Source organism: Marinobacter lacisalsi (assembly GCF_042651045.1).
GTDB classification, from domain to species: Bacteria; Pseudomonadota; Gammaproteobacteria; order Pseudomonadales; family Oleiphilaceae; genus Marinobacter; species Marinobacter lacisalsi.
The window spans coordinates 164,423-181,925 of the sequence record NZ_JBHSDI010000010.1 but is presented as its reverse complement, the minus strand read 5'-3'; the positions used below and the strand labels follow the sequence as shown (position 1 = coordinate 181,925).

Here is a 17,503-nt window from a genome sequence, read left to right as displayed (position 1 = left end):
GAGGTAGTTCATGGCAGAAACCCTGGCCCGCGAGACCCGTCCGGAGCACACCCTTACCCTGCGGGAACTGTGCAATGCCCTGGCAGATACCGGTGAAGTGAGTCGTGAGGATTCCGAACGTGTGCTGTCCGCCAACCTGGGCGCCAGCGTGGAAGCCAGGCACCCCCTGGAAGTGATCGCCATCGCCGGGCTCACCAGCCTCCGCGACCATCGCACCCTGGACCTGGAACGGCTCACCCGCTGGCTGTCGGAATGGGCAGGCCAGCCCTATTACCACATCGATCCCCTGAAGATCGACGCCCCGGCCATTGCCCGCGCCATGTCCTACGCCTTTGCCCAGCGCCACCATATCCTGGCCGTTGAGGTGGCCGACGACGAGGCGGTGATCGCCAGTGCGGAACCCTTCAAGAGTGACTGGGAAACCAACCTGCGACACGTGCTGCAGCGCCCCCTGAAGCGCGTGGTGGCCAATCCGGAGTCAATCCGTCGCTTCACGGTGGAGTTCTACCAGCTCGCCAACTCCGTCAACAAGGCCGGCGGCCAGCAGGGCCGCGGCGCCGGCAACCTGCACAACTTCGAGCAACTGCTGGACATTGGCCAGGGTACCAGTCACGACGCCAACGACCAGCATGTGGTCAAGATTGTCGACTGGCTGCTGCAATACGCCTTCGATCAACGGGCCAGCGATATCCACATCGAGCCCAGGCGGGAGGTGACCCGGGTGCGGTTCCGCATTGATGGCGTACTGCACAATGTCTACGAGTTTCCTGAGCAGGTGGGTGTGGCGGTAACCAGCCGGCTGAAGATCCTGGGTCGCCTTAACGTCGCCGAAAAACGCCGCCCCCAGGACGGCCGCATCAAGACCCGCAAGCCGGACAACAGCGAAGTGGAGCTGCGCCTGGCCACCATGCCCACGGCCTTTGGCGAGAAAATGGTGCTGCGGATCTTCGACCCGGAGGTGCTGCTGAAGACTTTTGAACAATTGGGCTTCTCTGCAGACGACCGGGAACGCTGGCACGAGATGACCAGTCGCCCCCATGGCATTGTGCTGGTTACCGGGCCCACCGGCTCCGGCAAGACCACCACGCTCTACTCGACACTGAAACAGCTGGCCTCGCCGGATCAGAACATCTGCACCATCGAAGACCCCATCGAGATGGTGGAGCCGGCATTCAACCAGATGCAGGTGCAGCACAACATCGACCTGAGCTTCGCCTCCGGCGTAAGGGCTCTGTTGCGGCAGGACCCGGACATCATCATGATCGGTGAGATCCGCGACCTGGAAACGGCGGAAATGGCGGTGCAGGCCGCGCTCACCGGCCACCTGGTGCTGTCCACCCTGCACACCAACGACGCCCCCAGTGCTTTCACCCGGCTACTGGAACTGGGCATACCGCCGTACCTCATCCGTGCCACCGTGATCGGCGCCATGGCCCAGCGCCTGGTGCGCCTGCTATGCCCCCACTGCAAGAAACCGGCGCCACTGGAAGATGACGCCTGGACCACCCTCACCCGGCCCTGGAAGGCCCCCAAACCCAAACAGGTCTACCAGCCCGTCGGCTGCCTTGAATGCCGCGACACCGGCTACCTGGGCCGCGCCGGCGTGTACGAGATCCTGGGCCTGTCCCGCAACATTGCAGGCCAGATCAACGACCGCTGCGAACTGGAACAGCTGAGACTGGATGCCTACAAGGATGGCATGAAGTCATTGCGACTGAGCGGCGCCCAGAAGGTAGCTGCCGGACAGACCACGATCGAAGAAGTATTGAGGGTGACTCCGGAGAGCCAGCGATAAGGGTGAGGGTCAGAATGACAACGGCCACCTACACCCCGGGCCGCAACCCACACTGTTCCAACTGCCGCTGCCAGAGTTCAACATGCCGTTGCTGACTGGCATCCAGTTCCGCCCACAGGGAGTCGCCATCCAGTTTCAGGTATTGCTCATACCAGCCCTCGAAACCCTCGGGCATGACCTTTGTCTGCCGTTCTGCCAGGCGGGACAGCGGGCGAATGATGTCCTCCCGGCCTCGGCGTACCTGGGCAAGGTATGGCTGAACCCTTTCAATGAACACGCTGAAGAACATACTCTGGACGATGTCTGACTGATTGTTGGGCTTGCCGTCCAGGCACAGGGGGCGGTCGTCCAGACGAGATTCGATCACATCGCTGGCATCATCCAGGCGGGTGATCAGCATACGGGCGGAGAGGATCAGTTGCCCGGCGGCCTCGTGGGCCTGCCATTGCTGGTGGATGGCACCAAGTTCGTCAAGCCTGACGTCGGTTTCGCCTTGCCAAAGGGGCTTCAGCAGGGCGTTGAGTGCCTCAAGATCTGTCGCCAGACTGGCGATGCCGGATCCGGGCTCCAGGGGATACAACCCTTTGCTGCGGGTGAGCAGAGCCTCTATTTCTTCCACGCCCCAGGTGGCATTCCAGATAGCCACGGGCAGCGATTCGCGCTTGCTCTCGACAGCATTGGTAACGTCAGCCCTGAGTGACTCATCGTCGATCTCCGGCAGGCACTCCTGCGCGGCATTGATAAAGCGGACCTCGTAACGCAGGCGGTTGGCCGGCTGCATGACCCGGCCGAGTACCGACGCACGCTCACCGGCCACCACCTGCAGTTCGCAACCAAATATCGACAGGAAATCGAGCATGCCCAGTTCCACCGCGGGCATCTCGAGTACGCGTTCGCGGCGCCTGGGCAGCGGATCGGTGGCGGGGATAGTACTCAGTTGGTAGGGCTGGTCGAGCACGCGGGCGGTTCGCTCCACGTACTCGTCCATCATGGATTCGGGGGCGCTGAACGGGTTGCAGCCCGCCAGCGCCAGGGTCATGAGCAGCGCCGGGAGGCTACGCTCAATGGCGCTGAAGCAGCGCATCGACCTCACGGAAATCCCGGGCCACCGGGCGATGGTCAGTGTCCGGCAGGTCGCCCTCCCTTACCAGCCAACAGGTTTTCAGGCCGGCGGCCTCGGCAGCTTCCAGCTCGGCATCCACATCCGACAGGAACAGGACGGTTTCCGGCTCGACGCCCAGCTTGTCGATGATGGTGCGGTAGGAGGCGCTCTCCTTCTTGCCACCGACGTTGGTATCGAAATAACCGCTGAAGAAGGGGGTCAGGTCACCTTCACTGGAAAAACCAAAAATCAGCTTCTGCGCCTTCACAGACCCTGATGAGTAGACGTAGAGCCGCAGGCCACGGTCATGCCAGAAGCGCAGGTACTCAGCGGCATCGGGGTACACGTGGCCATCGAAAGCACCGTGCTGGTAGCCCTGCTCCCACAACATACCCTGCAACGTCTTGAGGGATGTTTCCTTGCGATCCTCGTCAATCCACTGCTCCAGTGTGCGAACCAGATCATCGATATCGTCACGATCGCACCCGGACACCTCGGCCACCCGGTCAAGCTGCTCGCCCACCGCCGGGTCCTCATGCCGCCAGTCACGTACAAACTCGCCCATATGCTCGCGGGCATAGGGAAACAGCACCTCATGCACGAAGGAGATGGAACTGGTGGTGCCTTCAATATCGGTGAGGATCACACGAATCATCATGCCGCTCCGGCGAGTTGCTCGTATCGGGGTAAGCGACTGGCAATATCCTCGCCCGTGAACTCGGCCACCCAGCCTTCCGGGTTGGTAAACAGGCGAATGCACGTGAATTCAGGCTCCGGCCCCATATCAAACCAGTGGCGGGTACCGTGGGGCACACTGATCAGGTCGTTGCGTTGGCACAGGATGGCATAGACCTGTTCACCCAAATGAAGATAGAACAGGCCCTGGCCGTGCACAAAGAATCGCACCTCGTCTTCACTGTGGGTATGCTCATCGAGAAACTTCTGACGAAACGCTTCCTTCTGGGGATTATCCGCCGTCAGACTGACCACATCGGCAGTGGCAAATCCACCCTCGCGCTTCAGGTGGTCCACCTCATCGGCATAAGCATCGAGGATATCGTCCTGACTGGCATCCGATGGCAGTGCCCGGGTTGGCCAGCGTTCGAAACGTATGCCCTGCTCGCCCAGCAGGCGGGCAATGTCTGCGGGGTTTTCCACCACCTGTTCCGGGGTCTCCGGCCGGCTCTGGTCAAAGATACTCAGGGTAGTCATCCACGGACCCTCATGGTTTCAAGTTCACATTCAAACAGAAATTCGAATGCCTCCACATGGCGCAGGCATTCGTTCATGTCCTTCCCCCAGGTATAAAGGCCATGGCCACGGATCAGATAGCCCGGCTGGCCGGGGTTGTCCGCCAGCCAGCGGCTGGTATCCGCCGCCAGGGCTGTCATATCCTGGGTGTTGGCGAACACCGGCACGGTCACGCGGCCCTCATGGGTGTCGACGCCGGCAAAGGCCTTTTGCAGCTCGTAGTCTTCAAGCACCACGGCCTCACCTTCCGGTACCAGCCGGCTGAGCACGGTGGCCTTGACCGAATGGGTGTGAAGCACCGCGCCGATGTCCGGCCGGTCACGGTAGATCACCGTGTGCAGCAGGGTTTCCGCTGACGGGCGGCAGTCGCTCTGTACCGGCCTGCCGTCCAGATCCACTACCATGATATCCGCTTCGGTCAGTTGCCCCTTGTGACGCCCGGAAACCGTAATGGCCACGTGACGGTCACTGATCCGGCTCGAATAATTGCTGCTGGTGGCCGGTGACCAGCCCCGCTGGTACAGGAACCGGCCCGCCTCACAGAGTGCCCGGGCCGCCTGGCTGTGCCGGGTAACATCAAAGGATTCGGTCACTGGATCACCGGGTTGCCTTCGGCGTCGTTCCAGATCTTGCGACCCCCGGTATCCATCTTGCCGTTGGAGTCCCAGATCTCCCGGTCGCTGGTGGACTCTTCAACCTGCCCGTTATCGTCCCAGACTTCCCGGTCGGTGGTGGCTTCTTCCACCTTGCCATTATCATTCCAGAGGGCACGGCCCTGGCAACCGGCCAGTGCCACAACAGCCAACATCGCAACAAACAGCTTTTTCATACCACTCTCATCTTTCAGGTAAAGGTTTATCGCGCCCCGTGTATTTCCCGGTTACGCTGCTTCTGCTGATCGCTCTTGCGGACCATGACATACACCGCTCCGGTTCCGCCATGGTGCTTCTGAGCTGAATGGAACGCCAGTACATCCTCCAGTTCCGGCAGCCAGCGGGCAACGTAGCTCTTGATCTGGGCAACACCATCGGGATTCCTCTCACCCTTGCCGTGCAGGATGATCACCGACCTCAGTCCATACCGTACGCAATCCTTAACGAAGCCGAAGACTTCCCGGCGGGCCTGCTCCACCGTCATACGGTGAAGGTCAAGCCGCGCCTCGATCGGGTACTGCCCCAACCGGAGCTTGCGGAACACACCATGCTGCACCCCCGGCCGCTGCCAGCTGAGAATATCGTGGGCGGTCAACGGGTCCACGTCTGACGCCGTCAGTGGATTGGCATCGCGGGACCTGGCATCCACGGCGGCACGCTGGCGCTCCAGGTGCCCTGGCGTCAGCTCCTTCGGGGTGGAGACCTCTGCCCGGTTGGGTCGCCGGATGCGGCGGACATCTTTCATCTGTTCAAGGAACAGCAGTCGCTCATCTTTTGACGTCATGGTTTCACGCAGAACACAGTTGAATGGGCACTTTACCACCGGCCACCGGAGGCATAAAGCAACAACGGACCGCAAACCGGGGTCTGGCTATAATACGACCAAAGGCCGACATCGAAGCACCCCGGTAATGGGTTACACTCTTTGAAATGACAACAATAAGTGAGCCGAGTTCATGACCCAGGAACAGGAAGCCGCGCTGCCCCAGAACACCCGGTCAATCATGGCCTTTCTCCGGGAACACGCGCCGTTCTCCGGTATGGACGATTCTCACCTGGCCCTGTTCGCCGAACATGCCAGCCTTCGGTTCTTCGCCGACGGTGACACGGTGCTGTCGCCTGAGGACGGCCCGGTCCGAACCTTCAACGTGGTCAAGCAGGGCCGCATTCGAGGAGAAAGGGTCAACACCAAGACCGGTGAGCCGGAAACCACCTTCGAGATCAGCCAGGGCGAATGCTTTGCGCTGGCAGCACTGGTGGGCGAACGGCCCACCCAGACCCTGCACCGGGCGTCAGGTGACACGTTTTGTCTCAGCCTGGACTACCAGCATTTCGTCACCCTGTTCTCGGAGAGCGACGGCTTCCGGGACTTCTGTCTACGGGGCGTCAGTAGCCTGCTGGACCAGGTCAACCAGCGTATCCAGTCGGGGGCCATGGCATCGCTGGGTTCGTCCAATTCCCTGGATACGCCCCTGGAACGTTACGCCCTGCGCAATCCCATTGTCTGTTCCCCGGACATGCCGGTACGCAAAGCCGTTGCCAAGATGCATGACAACAATGTGGGCAGCATCATTATCACGGACGACCAGCGTTTCCCGAAAGGGATATTCACCCTCCGGGACCTGCGCACCCTCGTGGCGGAAGAAACCTGCACCCTGGACACCCCCATCAGCCAGGTGATGACGGCCAACCCTCATCACCTGCCCGCCAGCGCCGATGCCTTTGAAGCGGCCATGCTGATGGCGGAACATCACTTTGCGCATATCTGCGTGGTGGATGACGAGGAGCGACTGATCGGCGTGGTCTCCGAAAGGGACCTCTTCGCCCTGCAACGGGTGGATCTGGTGCATCTGGCACGCACCATTGGCACCGCCACCCATCTGCAGACCCTGGTGGCGCTGAGGGATGATGTGTCACGGCTGGTCGACGCCATGCTCGCCCACGGTGCCGACTCCGGCCAGGTGGTGAAGATCATTACCACACTCAACGACATTACCGTGCGCCGGGTACTGGAGCTCAACCTGAAAAAGGACGACCCCGGTATTCCCTTTACCTGGCTTACCTTCGGCAGCGAGGGCCGCCAGGAGCAGACCCTGCTGACCGATCAGGACAACGGCATACTGTTCACCATTCCGGATGGCATGACCGCGGACCAGGTGAGGGAAAAGCTGCTGCCCTTCGCCGAAACCATCAACAAGGAGCTGGCCACCTGCGGCTTTACCTGGTGCAAGGGCAACATCATGGCCAGTAACCCCAAGCTGTGCCTGAGTATCGAGGAATGGGACGACTGGTTCCTCAAGTTCATTGATGCCTCCACCCCCCAGAATCTGGTGTACTCGTCCATTTTCCTGGACATGCGCGCGGTCTATGGTCCGACAGAGCCCCTGAAGGACCTGCTGGAACTGGTGCTCACCCGCATCCGCAAGAATGCCCTGTTCCAGAAGATGCTCGCTGGCAATGCCCTGCAGCGGAAGCCGCCCCTGAACATATTCCGCGGCTTCCGCTATGCGCCGGACGGAGACCGCCACAGCCTGGACCTGAAGCGCCAGGGGCTGGCGCCGTTTGTCGAGTCAGTGCGGGTGTTCGCCCTGGCCAATGGCGTGGCAACCGCCAACACGCTGGAGCGGATGGAGCAACTGGCCAGGAAAAGCATTTTCGACGCCAAGGACGCCAATGCCTGGCAGGAGGCCTACAGCCTGATCCAGGCCATCCGCATGCGGGCCCACCAGGAGCAGTTGCAACGGGGCGAGGAACTGTCCAACTATATCAACCCGGACAACCTCAACCCCCTGGACCGCCGGATCCTGCGGGAGTCCTTCCGTCAGGCACAGCGGCTCCAGCAGAAGCTGGAAGTCACCTACCAGTTGTAGGGCGGCAAAGACGATGCTCGACGACCTGAAAGCGTGGATCAACGACAAGTTCGCAGGGACCGTGGAACACCATGACCTCAACCAGCTGCCCGCACCCAAGAGCGTGGGTGGACAGCGGCTGGAGGACCTTCGCTTCATCGTACTGGACCTTGAGACCACCGGTCTCAACCCGGCCAGGGACAAGGTCATCGCGATTGGAGCAGTAGCCATCGACCGGCTTGCCATCCCCCTGTCGGACCAGTTCGATCTCATCCTTCGGCGGCCCGAACTGGACATCAGCGAAACGGTACTGATCCACGGCATAGGCCCGGAAGCCCTGACCCGTGGCCACGAAACCCGGGATGCTCTGCTGAAGTTACTGGAATGGATGAACGGCGACCCGATACTCGCGTTTCACTCTGCGTTCGACCGCAAGTTCCTTGAGAAGGCCCTGCGCCAGCAACTGGGCTACACCAGGCCCCACGAGTGGCTGGATGTTGCGGAGCTCATGCCGGCCTTCTTTCCCAAGGCCCGGGAGGGCGTCAAGCGCCTGGATAACTGGTCCGAACACTTCGGTCTGGAAAATGCCGCCCGCCACCACGCGGCAGCCGACGCCCTGGCCACCGCAGAACTTTCCCTGATCGCTTTTCGGCAAGCCCGCCAACAGGGTGTGGGAACGCTGGACGAACTCAACCAGAAACTACGTTACTACCAACGCCTCAAAACCCTTCGCCGACTGTGAAATGGCTCTCATTCCACTTGATGTGCCGCTTTTTCAGGCTCTGTCACTAGCTCTATAAATTCTTATAAACCAATATCTTAGGATTAACCGAAACGCCCTTAGACCTTTTGCCAATATCCATTAACTTCCCGACAGGTAAAGTCGGTGATGGTAACCAGCAGGAGAATAAACCTTGAACAACAATCTCTCTTGGTTGCATCACAAGGAAAGCTCCGGTCAGAGCCCCGCCGCATACGCAAGGGACTGTGGCCGTGCCGGCTTTGATTCTTCTCAAACTTACAAGCGTCTAAATCCTACAAAAACAAAACAGGAGACCTGTTATGTCTGACGCAAACAGCAATGCTGTCCAGTACTGGAAGGCGAATCTGCGTCTGATACTGGGATGCCTGATCGTGTGGGCACTCGTATCCTACGGCTTCGCCATTCTGCTACGTCCCCTGCTTGCCGGCATCCCGGTGGGCGGTACCGACCTCGGGTTCTGGTTTGCCCAACAGGGCTCGATCCTGACCTTTATCTGCCTGATCTTCTTCTACGCTTGGCGCATGAACAGGCTGGATAAGCAGTTCGGCCTGGAAGAGGAGGAGTAACCCGATGAGTCAGTTTGCGATTAACCTCATTTTCGTCGGGGGCTCGTTCCTCCTCTACATCCTGATCGCCCTGTGGGCCAAGGCCGGCAGCACCAGCGACTTCTACGTGGCCGGTGGCGGCGTCCACCCCATCACCAACGGCGCCGCCATCGGCGCGGACTGGACGTCAGCGGCATCCTTTATCTCCATGGCGGGCCTGATTGCCGCCGGCGGTTATGCCAACTCAACATTCCTTATGGGCTGGACCGGTGGTTATGTGCTGCTGGCCATGTTGCTTGCCCCCTACCTGCGCAAGTTCGGCAAGTTCACGGTGCCCGAGTTCATCGGTGACCGGTTCTACAGCCGCAATGCCCGGCTGGTGGCAGTGCTGTGTCTGATTGTGGCGTCGGTCACCTACGTTATCGGTCAGATGGCCGGTGCCGGCGTGGCCTTCTCACGCTTCCTTGAGGTAGACGCTACCACCGGTCTGATGATTGCCGCGGTTGTGGTCTTCATCTACGCGGTTCTGGGCGGCATGAAGGGCATCACCTATACCCAGGTGGCCCAGTACTGCGTGTTGATTGTCGCTTACACCATTCCGGCGATCTTCATCGCCATCGAGCTGACCGGCAATCCGGTACCAATGTTCGCGATGTTCTCGGAGCACACCCAGTCCGGCCTGCCGATTCTGGAGAAGCTGAACCAGGTCATCACCGATCTCGGTTTCGGGTCCTACACCGCCGATGTACCCAACAAGCTCAACATGGTGCTGTTCACCCTGTCGCTGATGATCGGTACCGCCGGTCTGCCCCACGTTATTATCCGCTTCTTCACCGTACCCAAGGTGGCTGACGCACGCTGGTCCGCTGGCTGGGCACTGGTATTCATCGCACTGCTGTACCTGACTGCTCCGGCGGTTGCTTCCATGGCGCGCCTGAACCTGATGACGACCATCTATCCGGAAGGCACGCAGGAGCAACCTATTGAGTGGTCGGAAATCCAGGAAGTCAACGAGAATGGGGAACCTCACTGGATCAAGTCTTGGGAGGTCACCGGCCTGATCACCTTTGAGGACAAGAATAACGACGGTCGCGTCCAGTATTACAACGATGCCAATGAAGACTTCGCCGAGGAAGCCGCGTCCCGTGGCTGGGAAGGCAACGAGTTCTCCTACAACCGGGACATCCTGGTACTGGCGAACCCGGAGATCGCCAGCCTGCCCGGCTGGGTGATCGGCCTGATCGCCGCCGGTGGTCTGGCCGCAGCGTTGTCGACGGCAGCCGGTCTGTTGCTGGCCATCTCGTCCGCCATCAGTCACGACCTGATAAAGGGCGCCATCAACCCCAACATCTCGGACAAGGGTGAACTGCTGGCAGCAAGGATATCCATGGCCGTTGCCATAGTGGTGGCCACCTACCTTGGTGCCAACCCCCCGGGGTTCGCAGCGCAGGTAGTGGCACTGGCCTTCGGTATTGCCGCGGCATCCCTGTTCCCGGCCCTGATGATGGGTATCTTCTCCAAGCGGGTGAATAATGTGGGCGCTATCAGCGGTATGCTGGCAGGCCTGACCTTTACCCTGGTATACATCTTCGTATACAAGGGCTGGCTGTTCATCCCCGGCACCAACAACCTGCCGGATAACGCAGACGCCTGGGTACTGGGCATTTCCCCGCTGTCCATTGGTGCCGTAGGCGCGCTGGTGAACTTCGTGGTGGCCTTCGTAGTATCCAACGCCACCGAGGAGCCGCCGGTGGAAATCCAGGAGCTGGTGGAAAGCGTTCGCTATCCGCGCGGCGCTGGCAAGGCAGTGGATCACTAAGACATAATACGCCCCGTATTCAGAGTCGCATCTGAACGGGTTGATCCACGACGGGCCTCCTTTTCGGAGGCCCGTTTTTTTAAGGCCCCTGGAATGCCGCGAACAGTCCTGCTCTGTGCGGATAGTTTCCGGAGCCTCCCAGAGGAAACACTATGTTCTGGAATTTCGTAGCAACCATTGTCTGTGGCCTGGCAGCCGCGGGCATTGCCATGGCGATCCGCGCAGCGACGGCCAAGAAGGCCCCACGCTGGCTGGTACCGGTATTTGCCGGGCTTGGCATGATGGGCTATCAGATCTATATGGAATACAACTGGTACGATCAGATGACCGCCCGTATGCCGGCGGAGTCTGTCGTGGTCGCCACCGAGTCCCAGGCGGAGTTCTGGCGACCGTGGAGTTTTGCGTTCCCCCAGATCAACCGCATCACGGTGCTGGATACCAACAGCATTACCCGCAACCGGGCCAATCCGGATACCGTCCGCTTCCAGCTCTATCGTTTCCGGTCGACGTTTGGCGGTCGTGTCTCCAAGGGCACCTGGCTGCTGAACTGCCCCAGCCGGGAACTGGTTGCCCTGAACAGCGATGGCACCCCGAATACCGACCAGGTCCGCCGCCTGGGCACGGACGACACACTGCTACAGGAAGTATGCGACTGAATCCATCGACCAGGGAGTAACCGGAGATGATCAGTGTCTGGCTGCTGGTAGTCATTTCCATTGCCTACATCTCCCTGCTGTTCGCGGTTGCCTGGGCCGGTGACCGCCACCCGGGCCTGTACCGCAACAAGCTGGCCCGCCCCCACATCTACGCGCTGTCGCTGGCGGTCTATTTTACCTCGTGGACTTTCTACGGCGCCGTCGGCAGGGCCACCCAGGAGGGCCTCGCCTTCCTGCCCATCTACCTGGGACCGCTACTGGTCTTCCTGTTTGGCACGCCGCTGCTGCGTCGCATCATCTACATCAGCAAACGCAGCAACAGCACCTCCATCGCCGACTTTATCGCCTCCCGTTATGGCAAGTCCCAGTCGCTGGCCGCCCTGATCGCGGTCTTTGCACTGGTCGGCAGCGTGCCGTACATCGCACTGCAACTGAAAGCCATCTCACTGGGCTTCAGCGTACTCTCGGAAAACGGCGTCAATAACTCGCTGAATCAGGCCGCCTGGGCGGATTCCGCCTGGTATATCACCCTGGTGCTGGCGGTATTCACCGTGCTGTTCGGCACCCGTCACCTGGAGTCCACCGAACATCACCGGGGCATGATCCAGGCGGTGGCTTTCGAATCGGTGATCAAACTGGTGGCCTTCGTGGCCGTGGGTCTGTTTGTGGGCTTTGGCATGTATGGGGGCTTTGGCGACCTGCTGAGCCGGGTGCAGGACGCGGATCTGGTGGGCCAACTGACCTGGGACGGCGTCGAGGCGCCGGCGTTCATCACCCAGACCATCGTCGCCATGCTGGCCATCCTGTGCCTGCCACGGCAATTCCACGTCATGGTGGTGGAAAACGCCGACTACCGGGATTTCAATACCGCTCGCTGGGCCATGCCGGCGTACCTGTTGATCGCCAGCGCTTTTGTCCTGCCCATTGCCGCCGCTGGTCTGCTTCACGCCGGCACCGAAGGCGTCAATCCGGACATGCTGATCCTCACCCTGCCCATTATCGAGGAGCAGACCTGGCTGGCGATCCTGGCGTTCCTGGGGGGCGGCTCGGCAGCCGCTGCCATGGTTATCGTGTGCTCGGTGGCCATTGCCACCATGGTCAGTAACGAAATCGTGATGCCGGGGCTGCTCAAGTTCTTCCATCCCCGTATGAACCAGCGCGCGGATCTCAGCCGCCTGCTGCTGAGGATCCGGCGGGTCACCATCTTCCTGGTGCTGATGACCGCCTACGGCTTCTATCGTCTCGCCGGGGCGGATTACAGCCTGACCGCCTTCGGCCTGCTGTCCTTTGCCGCCGCAGCCCAGTTCGGCCCCTCGCTGATTGGCGGCATCCTCTGGCGCCGGGGCAACTACAACGGCGCCATCTGGGGCCTGGCCCTGGGTTTTGCCATGTGGTGTTACACCCTGCTGATTCCGGCCCTGGCCTCCACCGGCTGGCTCAGTGACACCCTCATCGACCAGGGCCTCTGGGGCCTGAGCTGGACCCGCCCCACGGCCCTGCTGGGGCTGGAACTGGACACCATGAGCCATGGCATTATCTGGTCCCTGGGCACCAACACCCTGGTCTACGTGCTGCTATCCATGACCACCCGGCAGCGTGTGCGGGAAAAGATCCAGATAGCGTCATTCTTCCATGAACCCCATCCCCGGGCGGAGACCTCCCAGCAGCAGGCCTGGCAGGGTGAGGTGCTCACCGCCGACCTGCAGGCCCTGACGGAGCGGTTCATGGGGGAAGAGCGTGCCGAGGCACTGTTCACCAACTATGAACGCCGCAATGCCATGCGGCTGTCGCCCCAGCGCCCCGCCAGCAGCCACCTGATGCGCTACATCGAGCGGCAGCTGGCCTCGGTGATCGGCGCGTCCACCGCCAGGGTGGTACTGGAATCCACTCTTACCGGCCGCGATATGCAGATCGAGGATGTGGTGAGCATTGTCGACGAAGCATCACAGGCCATGACCTTCAGCCGCGAGCTGCTGCAGTCCGCCATCGAGAACCTGAGCCTGGGCGTTTCGGTGGTCAACCATCAGCAGCAACTGGTGGTGTGGAACCGCCGTTACCTGGAGCTGTTCTCCTACCCCAAGGGCTATGTGCGGACCGGTCGGCCGGTACAGGACCTGATGCGTTACAACCTCACCAGCGCCAGCCTGCCCGCCCGGCGTATTGACGAGATCATCGAGGACCGCTGCGCAGCCATGAAACAGGGGCGACACATGTCCTACGAGCGGCACCGGCCGGACGGGACTGTGGTGAAGGTCGAGGGCAGCCCGATTCCCGGCGGTGGGTACGTCACCACCTTCCAGGACGTTACCGCCATGCGGCGGACCGAACAGGCGTTGAAAGAGACCAACATCTACCTGGAACAGCGGGTGAAGGAACGCACCCAGGAACTGCAGGTCATCAACGAGCAGATGCTGAAGGCCAAGTCCGTGGCGGAACAGGCCAACCAGAGCAAAACCCGCTTCCTGGCATCCGCCAGCCATGACCTGCTGCAACCACTGAACGCTGCCCGCCTGTTTGCTTCGGCACTTCAGAACAAGGTCATCACTGACGAGACCCGGGAACTGGCAAGCCACCTGGACAGCTCACTGGGTGCTGCCGAGGAAATCATCAGCACCTTGCTGGACATATCGAAAATCGACGCGGGGGCCCTTGAGCCGGATATCACCAGCTTCCCGGTGAACGACATGCTGCGTCACCTGGCCACCGAATTCAGCGCCATTGCCGCCGAGCAGAACCTGTCGCTGACCGTTGTACCCAGCTCTACCTGGGTAACCTCGGACGCCAAGTTGCTGCGGCGGGTGGTGCAGAATTTCCTGTCCAACGCCATTCGCTATTCAGAAAACGGCGGTCGTATCCTGATGGGCTGTCGTCGCCTCAAGGGCTACCTGCGAATCGAGGTCTGGGATACCGGTCCCGGCATTCCGGAGGACCAGCTGGCCCATATCTTCGAGGAATTCCGACGCCTGCGCCAGGGGCGTGACAAGAAGGGCCTGGGCCTTGGGCTGGCTATCGTGGACCGCATCAGCGGCATGTTGGGTCACCCGGTCAATGTCCACTCCCAGGTCGGCCGGGGCAGCACCTTCACGGTTACCGTGCCAAGGGCAGCGCCGGAACAGCGACAAGCCCCGGCTACCCCCAGCCGTAACGGCAGCCGGGGGCTGTCCACACTGAAGGGGCTGCACGTACTGTGTATTGACAATGATCCCCACATCCTCGAAGGCATGCAGGCGCTGCTGGGCAACTGGCATTGCCGGGTCACCACGGCCCTCAGCCTTGAGGGCGCACAGGAGGCATTGGCTGGCGAGGTGCCGGACATCATACTGGCGGACTACCAACTGGATGACGACCGCAACGGACTGGATGCCATGGATAGCCTGAGGAAGGATTTCGACCAGCCGGTACCGGGAATACTGATTACCGGCTATCTTGGGGAGGAAGCCCGTGAAGATGCCAGCCACCGCGGCTACCATATTCTCTACAAGCCAGTTAAGCCCGCTGCACTCCGGGCTCTGGTCAACAAACTGATCAAGAAGCGCTCATGATTAACTCGTTCGGTGAAACCAGTGTCCCCGTCAGCTTCAGGAAACTCAACTTTCTGGTGGTGGACGATTTCGAAAACTTCCGTAACTCCATGCGGCAGATGCTTCGCTCCATGGGAGCCGACAAGATCGAACTGGTCCACAATGGTTCTGTTGCGGTGCAGCGCTGTACCTATGACCACTTCGACGTGCTGCTGTGCAACTACAATCTCGGTGAGGGCAAAAGCGGCCAGCACGTGCTGGAAGAACTTCGTCATCGCAAGTTGTTGCGGCATTCATCGCTGTTTCTGATGGTCACGGCGGAAACATCCCGCGAGATGGTCATGGGAGCCCGGGAATACCACCCCGACGCCTACCTGACCAAACCCATCAACCAGGCCATGCTGGCCAAGCGGCTTGGCGCCCTGGCGGAGCGCCGGGACGCCCTGCTGCCCATCACACGGGCCATGGATCTGGAAGACTACCCGGAGGCCATACAGCAATGCCACGCCCTGCTTCCCCACCACCATCGGCACCGCTCCTGGATCTACAAGACCCTGGCGGAACTCTACGTGCGGGTGGGCGACTACGGCCAGGCCCGCAAGATCTACGACGAGATACTGGGGCAGCGGGCATTGTCATGGGCCCGGCTGGGCAAAGCCCGTGTCCTGGTCGCCGAGGGTTTCCATAACGAGGCCATCACCGCCCTGCAATCGCTTATCGAGGATCACCCGGATCACCTGGAGGCCTACGACCTGCTCGCGGAGAGCCTGCAGCGTACCGGCAAGCCCGGGCAGGCCCAGAAAACCCTGCAGCGGGCGGCCGAGCTTTCCCCCAATGCCCTGCTGAGGCAGCGGGATCTGGCAAAACTCGCCACCCACAACCATGACATTGACACCGCCACCGAGGCCTGGCGTCGCACCGTGAACCTGGGCACCTGGTCGGTGCATGACGACGCCGACCATCACCTGGCACTGGGGCGCTCCCTGACCGACCTGAGCGAGGGCGACCCCACCGGCGAAGGGAAGGAGTACGCCGACGAAGCGGTGAAGGTACTCAAGAACCTGGAGCGCAAGTTTCCGGAGGCGCCGGATATCGGCCCCCGCTCCATGTTGGTACGCGCACGCATCGTGGCTTCCCGGGGCAACCGGGCCAAGGCCCTGGCTTTCCTGGAAAAGGCCCGGGAAGCCTTACCGGAAGAGACGCTGTCCGCCGACGCCGGGCTGGATCTGGCCAAGACCATGTACCGGGTCGGCCAGACTCGTGAGGCAGAACAACTGCTGGGAACCCTGGCCCAGAAGTTCGAAGGCCAGAGCGACATCCTGGAGCAGATTGAGTCCCTGATTGACGAACCGGTCGGCCTTCAGCAACGACTGCAGGCACGGACGCTGAACCGGGAAGGGATCCAGGCGTATGAACAGGGGGCCCTTGGGGAAGCTGCCCGGCATTTCGAGCAGGCCCTGGAGGTGGTTCCCAATCATGCCGCGCTCAACCTGAACCTGATCCAGATACGTTTGAAACAGCTGGACAACAAGGACACGGCCGTCAACCCGCAACACGCCGTGGTCCAGTGCCGGCGCTGCCTGGACGCACTTGAGAACCTGCCGCCACAACATCGCCAGTATCGGCGCTACCAGTCCATGAAACGGAAAGTGGAGAATCTGAATGAGTGATCAGCCGCGCCCCGGCGCCGACAAGCGGCGTGAGATCGAAGTCCCGGATTTTTCCATGGTCATCGCCTCGGCGGTACATGACATGAAAAACTCCCTCGGTATGCTGCTCAGTACCCTGGAGGACCTGCGTCAGGAACTGCAGGGTGCGCCGGCAGAAAACCCCAAGCTGAATACCCTGCAATACGAGGCTGAACGTGTCCACAGCGACCTGCTCCAGTTACTGGGCATTTACCGGCTGGGCGAACACACGCTTTCTGCCCACAGTGATGAACACTATGTGGCGGATTTCCTCAGGGAACAGCTGGCCCGCCACCAGCCGCTGCTCGATGGCCACGGCATCCAGCACGAAATCGTGGCGGATGACAGCGCGGTTGGCTTCTTCGACGATGAGCTGATCGCCGGCATTATTACCAGTTCCCTCAACAACGCCATTCGCTACACCCGCAGCCGGCTGCGCCTGGGCGCCCGGGAGCAGGATGGCTGGCTGGTGCTCAGCATCGAAGATGACGGCAAAGGCTACCCGGAATCCATGCGCGAAGCAGGCGATGCGCTGCTGCGCGCGCCCGACTTCAGTAGCGGTTCCACCAGCCTTGGCCTCTACTTCGCCTCTGCCATTGCCAATCTGCATCAGAACGATGGTCGGCGAGGCGAGATCCGGCTTCACAATGAGGGTGAACTGGGCGGCGGCGTGTTCGAGGTGTGGCTACCCTGAGAGGCCCGTATACAGCGCCGTCAACGCTTACGGGGCAGCTTTCACCGACCTGTGCCACAATTTGGCAACGGGCTACTTGAATTGCCCGTCACCGCCCATTAACGTGTGGCAAGCCCTCAAGGATCCGCCAACGCCGCACATCGCAGCAACACGAGGGCACTCGTACA

The 17,503-nt window shown here is 61.0% G+C and carries 15 protein-coding genes; 9 read left to right on the top strand and 6 right to left on the bottom strand.

The window, feature by feature from the left end:
* Window positions 1-10 precede the first annotated feature (10 nt).
* Window positions 11-1,795, top strand: a complete 1,785-nt coding sequence (locus ACFOZ5_RS06705) for a GspE/PulE family protein (protein ID WP_379886246.1) — start codon at window positions 11-13, stop codon at window positions 1,793-1,795.
* A 28-nt stretch (window positions 1,796-1,823) separates the two neighbouring features.
* Here ACFOZ5_RS06705 and ACFOZ5_RS06700 read toward each other — a convergent pair whose 3' ends face one another.
* The 6 genes from ACFOZ5_RS06700 to smrA are packed head-to-tail and all read right to left on the bottom strand — an operon-like array spanning window position 1,824 to window position 5,585.
* Complete coding sequence (locus ACFOZ5_RS06700) at window positions 1,824-2,879, bottom strand: DUF3080 domain-containing protein (RefSeq protein ID WP_379886245.1); 1,056 nt, start codon at window positions 2,877-2,879, stop codon at window positions 1,824-1,826.
* Window positions 2,857-3,552 (bottom strand): acireductone synthase, encoded by a 696-nt coding sequence (gene mtnC, locus ACFOZ5_RS06695; RefSeq protein ID WP_379886401.1) that lies wholly within the window; start codon window positions 3,550-3,552, stop codon window positions 2,857-2,859. The genes ACFOZ5_RS06700 and mtnC overlap by 23 nt, the downstream gene beginning before the upstream one ends.
* Window positions 3,552-4,109, bottom strand: coding sequence for a 1,2-dihydroxy-3-keto-5-methylthiopentene dioxygenase (locus ACFOZ5_RS06690; RefSeq protein WP_379886244.1), 558 nt, complete (start codon window positions 4,107-4,109; stop codon window positions 3,552-3,554). The genes mtnC and ACFOZ5_RS06690 overlap by 1 nt, the downstream gene beginning before the upstream one ends.
* Window positions 4,106-4,741: a methylthioribulose 1-phosphate dehydratase gene (locus tag ACFOZ5_RS06685; RefSeq protein WP_379886243.1), complete on the bottom strand. Its 636-nt coding sequence runs from the start codon at window positions 4,739-4,741 to the stop codon at window positions 4,106-4,108. Before ACFOZ5_RS06685 ends, ACFOZ5_RS06690 begins: the two co-directional genes overlap by 4 nt.
* Complete coding sequence (locus tag ACFOZ5_RS06680) at window positions 4,738-4,977, bottom strand: membrane lipoprotein lipid attachment site-containing protein (protein ID WP_379886242.1); 240 nt, start codon at window positions 4,975-4,977, stop codon at window positions 4,738-4,740. Before ACFOZ5_RS06680 ends, ACFOZ5_RS06685 begins: the two co-directional genes overlap by 4 nt.
* A gap of 26 nt (window positions 4,978-5,003) precedes the next feature.
* Complete coding sequence (smrA, locus tag ACFOZ5_RS06675; protein WP_379886241.1) at window positions 5,004-5,585, bottom strand: DNA endonuclease SmrA; 582 nt, start codon at window positions 5,583-5,585, stop codon at window positions 5,004-5,006.
* Between the two features lie 172 nt (window positions 5,586-5,757).
* Here smrA and ACFOZ5_RS06670 point away from each other — a divergent pair, with 172 nt between their 5' ends.
* The 8 genes from ACFOZ5_RS06670 (at window position 5,758) to ACFOZ5_RS06635 (ending at window position 17,336) form a co-directional block, all read left to right on the top strand.
* The gene (locus tag ACFOZ5_RS06670; RefSeq protein ID WP_379886240.1) at window positions 5,758-7,671 is read left to right on the top strand and encodes a putative nucleotidyltransferase substrate binding domain-containing protein; all 1,914 of its coding nucleotides are present in this window, start codon (window positions 5,758-5,760) and stop codon (window positions 7,669-7,671) included.
* Window positions 7,672-7,684: 13 nt separating this feature from the next.
* On the top strand, window positions 7,685-8,392 hold the full coding sequence (locus ACFOZ5_RS06665) for a 3'-5' exonuclease (protein ID WP_379886239.1): 708 nt from the start codon (window positions 7,685-7,687) through the stop codon (window positions 8,390-8,392).
* Window positions 8,393-8,712: 320 nt separating this feature from the next.
* A complete protein-coding gene (locus ACFOZ5_RS06660; protein ID WP_379886238.1) occupies window positions 8,713-8,979 on the top strand; it encodes a DUF4212 domain-containing protein in 267 nt (88 codons plus the stop codon).
* A gap of 4 nt (window positions 8,980-8,983) precedes the next feature.
* Window positions 8,984-10,777, top strand: coding sequence for a sodium:solute symporter family protein (locus ACFOZ5_RS06655; protein WP_379886237.1), 1,794 nt, complete (start codon window positions 8,984-8,986; stop codon window positions 10,775-10,777).
* Between the two features lie 152 nt (window positions 10,778-10,929).
* Window positions 10,930-11,433: a hypothetical protein gene (locus tag ACFOZ5_RS06650; RefSeq protein ID WP_379886236.1), complete on the top strand. Its 504-nt coding sequence runs from the start codon at window positions 10,930-10,932 to the stop codon at window positions 11,431-11,433.
* Between the two features lie 26 nt (window positions 11,434-11,459).
* Window positions 11,460-14,975 (top strand): PAS domain-containing hybrid sensor histidine kinase/response regulator, encoded by a 3,516-nt coding sequence (locus ACFOZ5_RS06645; protein ID WP_379886235.1) that lies wholly within the window; start codon window positions 11,460-11,462, stop codon window positions 14,973-14,975.
* Window positions 14,972-16,624 carry a tetratricopeptide repeat protein gene (locus ACFOZ5_RS06640; RefSeq protein WP_379886234.1) on the top strand — a complete coding sequence of 551 codons (1,653 nt, stop codon included), beginning with the start codon at window positions 14,972-14,974 and terminating at the stop codon, window positions 16,622-16,624. Before ACFOZ5_RS06645 ends, ACFOZ5_RS06640 begins: the two co-directional genes overlap by 4 nt.
* A complete protein-coding gene (locus ACFOZ5_RS06635) occupies window positions 16,617-17,336 on the top strand; it encodes a sensor histidine kinase (RefSeq protein ID WP_379886233.1) in 720 nt (239 codons plus the stop codon). Before ACFOZ5_RS06640 ends, ACFOZ5_RS06635 begins: the two co-directional genes overlap by 8 nt.
* The last annotated feature ends 167 nt before the right edge of the window (window positions 17,337-17,503 follow it).

Coding starts and splice junctions, on each gene's coding strand:
- ACFOZ5_RS06700 (WP_379886245.1), bottom strand. CDS start 2,879: ATGCGCTGCTTCAGCGCCATTGAGCGTAGCCTCCCGGCGCTGCTCATG.
- ACFOZ5_RS06640 (WP_379886234.1), top strand. CDS start 14,972: ATGATTAACTCGTTCGGTGAAACCAGTGTCCCCGTCAGCTTCAGGAAA.
- ACFOZ5_RS06690 (WP_379886244.1), bottom strand. CDS start 4,109: ATGACTACCCTGAGTATCTTTGACCAGAGCCGGCCGGAGACCCCGGAA.
- ACFOZ5_RS06660 (WP_379886238.1), top strand. CDS start 8,713: ATGTCTGACGCAAACAGCAATGCTGTCCAGTACTGGAAGGCGAATCTG.
- ACFOZ5_RS06670 (WP_379886240.1), top strand. CDS start 5,758: ATGACCCAGGAACAGGAAGCCGCGCTGCCCCAGAACACCCGGTCAATC.
- mtnC (WP_379886401.1), bottom strand. CDS start 3,552: ATGATTCGTGTGATCCTCACCGATATTGAAGGCACCACCAGTTCCATC.
- smrA (WP_379886241.1), bottom strand. CDS start 5,585: ATGACGTCAAAAGATGAGCGACTGCTGTTCCTTGAACAGATGAAAGAT.
- ACFOZ5_RS06665 (WP_379886239.1), top strand. CDS start 7,685: ATGCTCGACGACCTGAAAGCGTGGATCAACGACAAGTTCGCAGGGACC.
- ACFOZ5_RS06645 (WP_379886235.1), top strand. CDS start 11,460: ATGATCAGTGTCTGGCTGCTGGTAGTCATTTCCATTGCCTACATCTCC.
- ACFOZ5_RS06635 (WP_379886233.1), top strand. CDS start 16,617: ATGAGTGATCAGCCGCGCCCCGGCGCCGACAAGCGGCGTGAGATCGAA.
- ACFOZ5_RS06650 (WP_379886236.1), top strand. CDS start 10,930: ATGTTCTGGAATTTCGTAGCAACCATTGTCTGTGGCCTGGCAGCCGCG.
- ACFOZ5_RS06680 (WP_379886242.1), bottom strand. CDS start 4,977: ATGAAAAAGCTGTTTGTTGCGATGTTGGCTGTTGTGGCACTGGCCGGT.
- ACFOZ5_RS06705 (WP_379886246.1), top strand. CDS start 11: ATGGCAGAAACCCTGGCCCGCGAGACCCGTCCGGAGCACACCCTTACC.
- ACFOZ5_RS06655 (WP_379886237.1), top strand. CDS start 8,984: ATGAGTCAGTTTGCGATTAACCTCATTTTCGTCGGGGGCTCGTTCCTC.